Annotated in this window: 4 protein-coding genes and 1 pseudogene; 3 read left to right on the forward strand and 2 right to left on the reverse strand. The window is 60.8% G+C overall.

The features are described from left to right. Window positions 1-224 precede the first annotated feature (224 nt). The 3 genes from moaA to WB528_RS22545 all read left to right on the forward strand — a co-directional run bounded on the left by moaA (window position 225) and on the right by WB528_RS22545 (window position 3653). Entirely contained in the window at window positions 225-1259 is a 1035-nt protein-coding gene (gene moaA / locus WB528_RS22535) for a GTP 3',8-cyclase MoaA (RefSeq protein ID WP_423890824.1), read from the forward strand. A gap of 253 nt (window positions 1260-1512) precedes the next feature. Continuing rightward, window positions 1513-2052 (forward strand): TRAP transporter small permease subunit, encoded by a 540-nt coding sequence (locus tag WB528_RS22540; protein ID WP_423890825.1) that lies wholly within the window; start codon window positions 1513-1515, stop codon window positions 2050-2052. Continuing rightward, window positions 2049-3653, forward strand: a complete 1605-nt coding sequence (locus WB528_RS22545; protein WP_423890828.1) for a TRAP transporter large permease — start codon at window positions 2049-2051, stop codon at window positions 3651-3653. Before WB528_RS22540 ends, WB528_RS22545 begins: the two co-directional genes overlap by 4 nt. Before the next feature lie 78 nt (window positions 3654-3731). Here WB528_RS22545 and WB528_RS22550 read toward each other — a convergent pair whose 3' ends face one another. Further along, window positions 3732-4820 carry a TRAP transporter substrate-binding protein gene (locus WB528_RS22550; RefSeq protein WP_423890830.1) on the reverse strand — a complete coding sequence of 363 codons (1089 nt, stop codon included), beginning with the start codon at window positions 4818-4820 and terminating at the stop codon, window positions 3732-3734. Between the two features lie 167 nt (window positions 4821-4987). Continuing rightward, a pseudogene (locus WB528_RS22555) lies at window positions 4988-5218 on the reverse strand (ABC transporter substrate-binding protein); the annotation flags it as partial.

Genomic DNA, 5218 nt, shown 5'->3' on the forward strand with positions numbered 1-5218 from the left:
GCGCAGCGCCCGCCGATCCGGCGTTCCCCAACCCCGGTCAAGCCGCGGCGCCTCAACGCTGACGGCCCGCACTGCACAACAGGCGCAAATTGCCCGATTGTGCTGCCAGCCCGAGGTGCATAGATTGGAATGATCGCTCTGTTGCGCGTGGCCACAAGCTCGACGCATGGCCGTGCGGACGTTTGAACAGCCACGCTAGCGGCCCGTAAGCCCGAAGGCACTTGATGACTGTAGCCCTGTCTCCCTCGCCCGCGTCGCTGTTGGGCCCGATGACCGATCCTTTCGGCCGGACGATCACGTACCTGCGTGTCTCTGTCACCGATCGCTGCGACCTGCGCTGCTTCTATTGCATGTCCGAGGACATGACCTTCCTGCCGAAGGCCGATCTCCTGACGCTGGAAGAACTCGACCGGCTCTGCTCGGCTTTTATCGCCAAGGGCGTGCGAAAGCTGCGGTTGACCGGCGGCGAGCCGCTGGTCCGGCGCAACGTGATATCGCTGGTGCGTTCGCTGTCGCGCCATCTCGGCTCGGGCGCGCTTGACGAACTGACGCTGACGACCAACGGGTCGCAGCTCGCCCGTTTTGCCGGCGAACTCGCCGATTGCGGCGTTCGCCGCATCAACGTGTCGCTGGATACGCTCGATCCCGCCAAGTTCCGCGCCATCACCCGCTGGGGCGATCTGGATAAGGTTCTGGCCGGCATCGAAGCGGCGCGCGCCGCCGGTCTTGCGGTCAAAATCAATGCCGTTGCCCTGAAAGGGTTGAACGAGGACGAAATCCCCTCGTTGATGGAATGGGCGCACGGCAAGGGCATGGGACTGACGCTGATCGAGGTGATGCCGATGGGCGACATCGGCGTCGGGCGGATCGATCAGTATGTGCCGCTGTCGCTGGTGCGCGCGCGTCTTGCGCAGCGGTACACGATGAGCGACCTCGACGAGACATCAGGTGGACCGGCGCGCTATGTGCGGATCCACGAGACCGGCGGCAAACTCGGTTTCATCACGCCGATGACGCACAATTTCTGCGAGGCGTGCAACCGCGTGCGCATCACCTGCACCGGAACGCTGCATACCTGCCTCGGACATGAGGACGCGTCCGATCTGCGCAAGCCGCTTCGCGCTTCCGCCGACAACACCCTTCTCGCGGCGGCAATCGACCGCGCCATCGGGACCAAGCCGAAGGGCCACGATTTCATCATCGACCGCCGGCACAACCGGCCCAGCGTCGGCAGGCATATGAGCGTTACCGGCGGTTGAAACGGCAGCGCCGTTCGTCCCGCAAGCGCTTGATGTTTCGTCAATTTGCCGATTTTCCAATTGACGGCGCCATGACACGCTGAAATGGTGCGGCCGGCTTCGCGCTTCGAAAGACCGCAGCTCCCATTGGCGAGCGAAGACGGCTGAAGCGCGGTTTTGGGGGAGTATTGTCGTTGCGATCGCTTGTACGCGGAATCAATTTGACCTCTGCAAAGGTGCCGAGCGAAGTTTGATGGCCACCGGGGGGAGCGTGATGCGTCCATTGCTGGCACTGAGCAACGCGATCGACGCCATCAACGAGAAGATCGGATACATCTGCAATTTTCTGGTGCTTGCCGCCGTCGTTGTGAGCGCTGGCAACGCCATGATCCGCTACGCCTTCGATTACAGCTCGAACGGCTGGCTCGAGCTGCAGTGGTACATGTTTGCGATTCTGGTCATGTTCGGCGCGTCCTACACGTTCAAGCGCAACGAGCACGTTCGGGTCGAGATCTTCTATCTGTTTCTCTCCGAGCGCGGTCAGCTCTGGCTCGACCTGATCGGCACGCTGTTCTTCCTGATACCGTCCTGCCTGCTGCTCGCTTATCTGTCCTGGCCGTTCTTCATGCAGGCCTATGCGGTGGGTGAAATGTCCGGCAATGCCGGCGGGCTTGTTCGCTGGCCCATCAAGTTCGTGATCCCGTCCGGCTTCGCGATGCTCGCGCTGCAAGGCGTCTCGGAGGTCATCAAGCGCATCGCCGCGCTGCGTGGCGAGGTCACGATCGACGCGAAATACGAGAGGCCGACACAATGATTACGCTGGAGATGATGCCGCCGCTGATGTTCAGCGGCCTGGTAGTCGCCATGCTGATCGGATTCCCGGTCGCGTTCACGCTGGCCGCCGTCGGGCTGTCGTTCGGCTTTCTCGCCATTCATCTCGGCTTTTTCGACCTGAACTTCCTGCAGGCGATTCCCGGCCGCGTGTTCGGCAGCGTTCTCTCCAACGAGCTGCTGCTCGCCATCCCCTTCTTCACCTTCATGGGCTCGGTTCTGGAGCGATGCGGGCTCGCCGAGGACATGCTCGACTCGATGGGGCAGTTGTTCGGCCCAATTCGCGGCGGTCTCGGCTACTCCGTGATCATCGTCGGCTTCATCCTTGGCGCCATCACCGGCACCGTGGCGGCGCAGGTCATCGCCATGGCGCTGATCTCGATGCCGGTCATGATGCGCTACGGCTACAACATGCGCTACATCACCGGCGTGCTCGCGGCATCCGGCACCATCACCCAGCTGGTGCCGCCCTCGCTGGTGCTGATCGTGCTCGCCGACCAGCTCGGCAAGTCGGTCGGCGACATGTATCTCGGCGCCTGGGGCCCCTCGGTGTTCCAGATCATGCTGTTTGCCGGCTACACGTTCGTGCTCGGCCTGATCAAGCCGGATCACGTGCCGCCGGTGCCAAAGGAAGCGCGCACGCTGACCGGCTGGGCGCTGTGGAAGAAGTGCCTGATGGGCATCATCCCCTCCGCCGTGCTGATCTTCGTGGTGCTCGGCACCATGATGATGGGCCTGGCGACGCCGACGGAAGCCGGCGCTATGGGCGCGGTCGGCGCGATCGTGCTCGCCGCGATCCATCACAAGGAATTTTCGACAGCCGGCAACAAGATCACCATCATCGGCATCATTGCCGGCGGCATCGGCACCATCATCGGAATCTTCATTACCGAAGGCCTTTTCTTCAAGCTCGCCTTCGCCATCACCTATCTTGCGGTGCTCTGGATTTGCCTCGAGGCCGTGCGCATTCCCGAACTGCGGGACCTGATCAAGCAGGGCTACCAGACCACCATGCGCATCACCTGCATGGTCACCTTCATCCTGATCGGCTCGACCTGTTTCTCGGTGGTGTTTCTCGGGGTTTCCGGCGGCGTCTGGCTTGAGCATCTGCTCACCTCATTGCCGGGCGGTGTCTGGGGATTCCTGATCTTCATCAACCTCTTCATTTTCTTCCTGGCGTTCTTCCTGGATTTCTTCGAGATCGCCTTCATCATCCTGCCGATGATCGCGCCGGTCGCGCAGAAGGTTCTGGCGCCAGTGGTGGGCGCTGACGCAGCCCTGATCTGGTTCGGCGTCATGCTGTGCGTGAACATGCAGACCTCGTTCCTGCATCCGCCGTTCGGCTTCGCGCTGTTCTACCTGCGCGGCGTGGCGCCCAAGGAAGTCAAGAGCTCCGACATCTATTGGGGCGCGATGCCATGGATCGGCTTGCAGGCGATCATGGTGGCGCTTGTGATTGCTTTCCCGGTCACCGTGACCGGCCTGCTCGACAAGCCGCTCAATGTCGATCTGAACAAGATCAAGATCGAGATTCCGCAGATCGACCTGCCGCCGCTCGACTTCGGCCCGGCGCGAAAGCAATAGCGCTCGATGCAAAATGCGAAACCCCGAAGCATCGCTTCGGGGTTTTTACTGTTTTGTCCAACTGCATCCTGAGCGGCGCTAGCTCTGCGAATGCCGCGCCATGAAATTGTCGTAGCCGACTTCGGCGACCTGGAACCACTGATACCCGCTATTCGTAAACGACATCAGCGATTCGTACATCTTCTTGAAATTGGCATTCGTCGCGGCGACCTCGCTGTGCAGTTCCTTGGCCGCTTTGAAGGAGGCTTCCATCACCGGCTGCGGAAATGGATGCAGCTTGGTGCCGTTCGCCAACAGCTTGCGCAAGGCGGTCGGATTCTGCGCGTCGTATTTTGCCATCATCCAGTTGTTGGCGTAATGGCCCGCCTGCTCGAGGATGGCCTGATAGTATTTCGGCAGTGCGTTCCATTTTTCGAGATTGACGATCGCCAGCAACATCGGACCGCCCTCCCACCATCCCGGGAAGTAGTAATGCGGAGCGACCTTGTAGAAGCCGAGCCTCTCGTCGTCATAGGGGCCGACCCATTCGGCGGCATCGATGGTGCCCTTCTCCAGTGCCGGATAGATGTCGCCGCCCGCAAGCTGCTGCGGCACGCAGCCAAGCTTCTGCATGACGCGTCCCGCAAAGCCTCCGATGCGGAACTTCAACCCTTGCAGGTCGGCAACGGACGTGACTTCCTTGCGGAACCAGCCGCCCATTTGGCACCCGGTGTTTCCGGCGAGCAGCGAGGTAAAGTTATAGTTCTTGTAGAACTCGTTGAGGATCTCCTTGCCGCCGCCAAACATGAACCACGCCTGATTGAGGCGTGAATTCGGTCCGAAGGGAATCGACGAGCCGAAGGTGAAAGCCGCATCCTTGCCGAAGTAATAATAGGACGCGGTGTGGCCCATCTCGACGGTGCCGTTCTGCACGGCATCGAGTACCTGCAAGCCCGGCACGATTTCACCGGCCGCAAAAGTCTGAATCTGAAATTTGTTGTCGGTGGCCTCGCCAACGACCTTCGCCATGATCTCGGCCCCGCCATGCAGCGTGTCGAGCGATTTCGGCCAGCTCGTCGTCATCCGCCATTTCAGCTCCGGCATCGATTGCGCAATGGCAGGAGCTGCAATGCTCGCCGCTGCCGCGGCGCCTAACCCGGTGACCTTGATAAACTCACGACGTTTCATTGAATGCCCTTCCCCTTTTTGATGATGTGTGCCGGCCTTCGTAGCGAGGCCTTTGGCCGCCAAAGCATGAAACATCCGGCTTCGGATTTCCATGCCGATCTCATTTCGCAACGCAAAAAGCCCGGCGTCTTGCGACGCCGGGCCTCTAGGCACGCTTAAATGGACAATTAGCCGCGGGTGCGCGAGCGGATCATGAAGCTGTCGAAGGTATATTCGGCGACCTGCCACCACAGATACTGATCGGAGCGGTAGGCCTGCATCGAATCGATCGATTTCTTGAAGTCGGCATTCTTCGCGGAAATTTCCGCCCACAATTCATTGGTCGCCTTCAGGCAGGCTTCCAGCACTTCGTTGGTGAAGGGCCGAAGCTGGGTACCGCCCGCGACCAGACGTTTCAA

This window comes from Bradyrhizobium sp. (assembly GCF_049586575.1).
Lineage (GTDB): Bacteria > Pseudomonadota > Alphaproteobacteria > Rhizobiales > Xanthobacteraceae > Bradyrhizobium.

What these genes read in the sequence shown, in the direction of transcription:
- moaA (WP_423890824.1), top strand. Translation starts at nt 225, where the DNA reads ATGACTGTAGCCCTGTCTCCCTCGCCCGCGTCGCTGTTGGGCCCGATG.
- WB528_RS22545 (WP_423890828.1), top strand. Translation starts at nt 2,049, where the DNA reads ATGATTACGCTGGAGATGATGCCGCCGCTGATGTTCAGCGGCCTGGTA.
- WB528_RS22550 (WP_423890830.1), bottom strand. Translation starts at nt 4,820, where the DNA reads ATGAAACGTCGTGAGTTTATCAAGGTCACCGGGTTAGGCGCCGCGGCA.
- WB528_RS22540 (WP_423890825.1), top strand. Translation starts at nt 1,513, where the DNA reads ATGCGTCCATTGCTGGCACTGAGCAACGCGATCGACGCCATCAACGAG.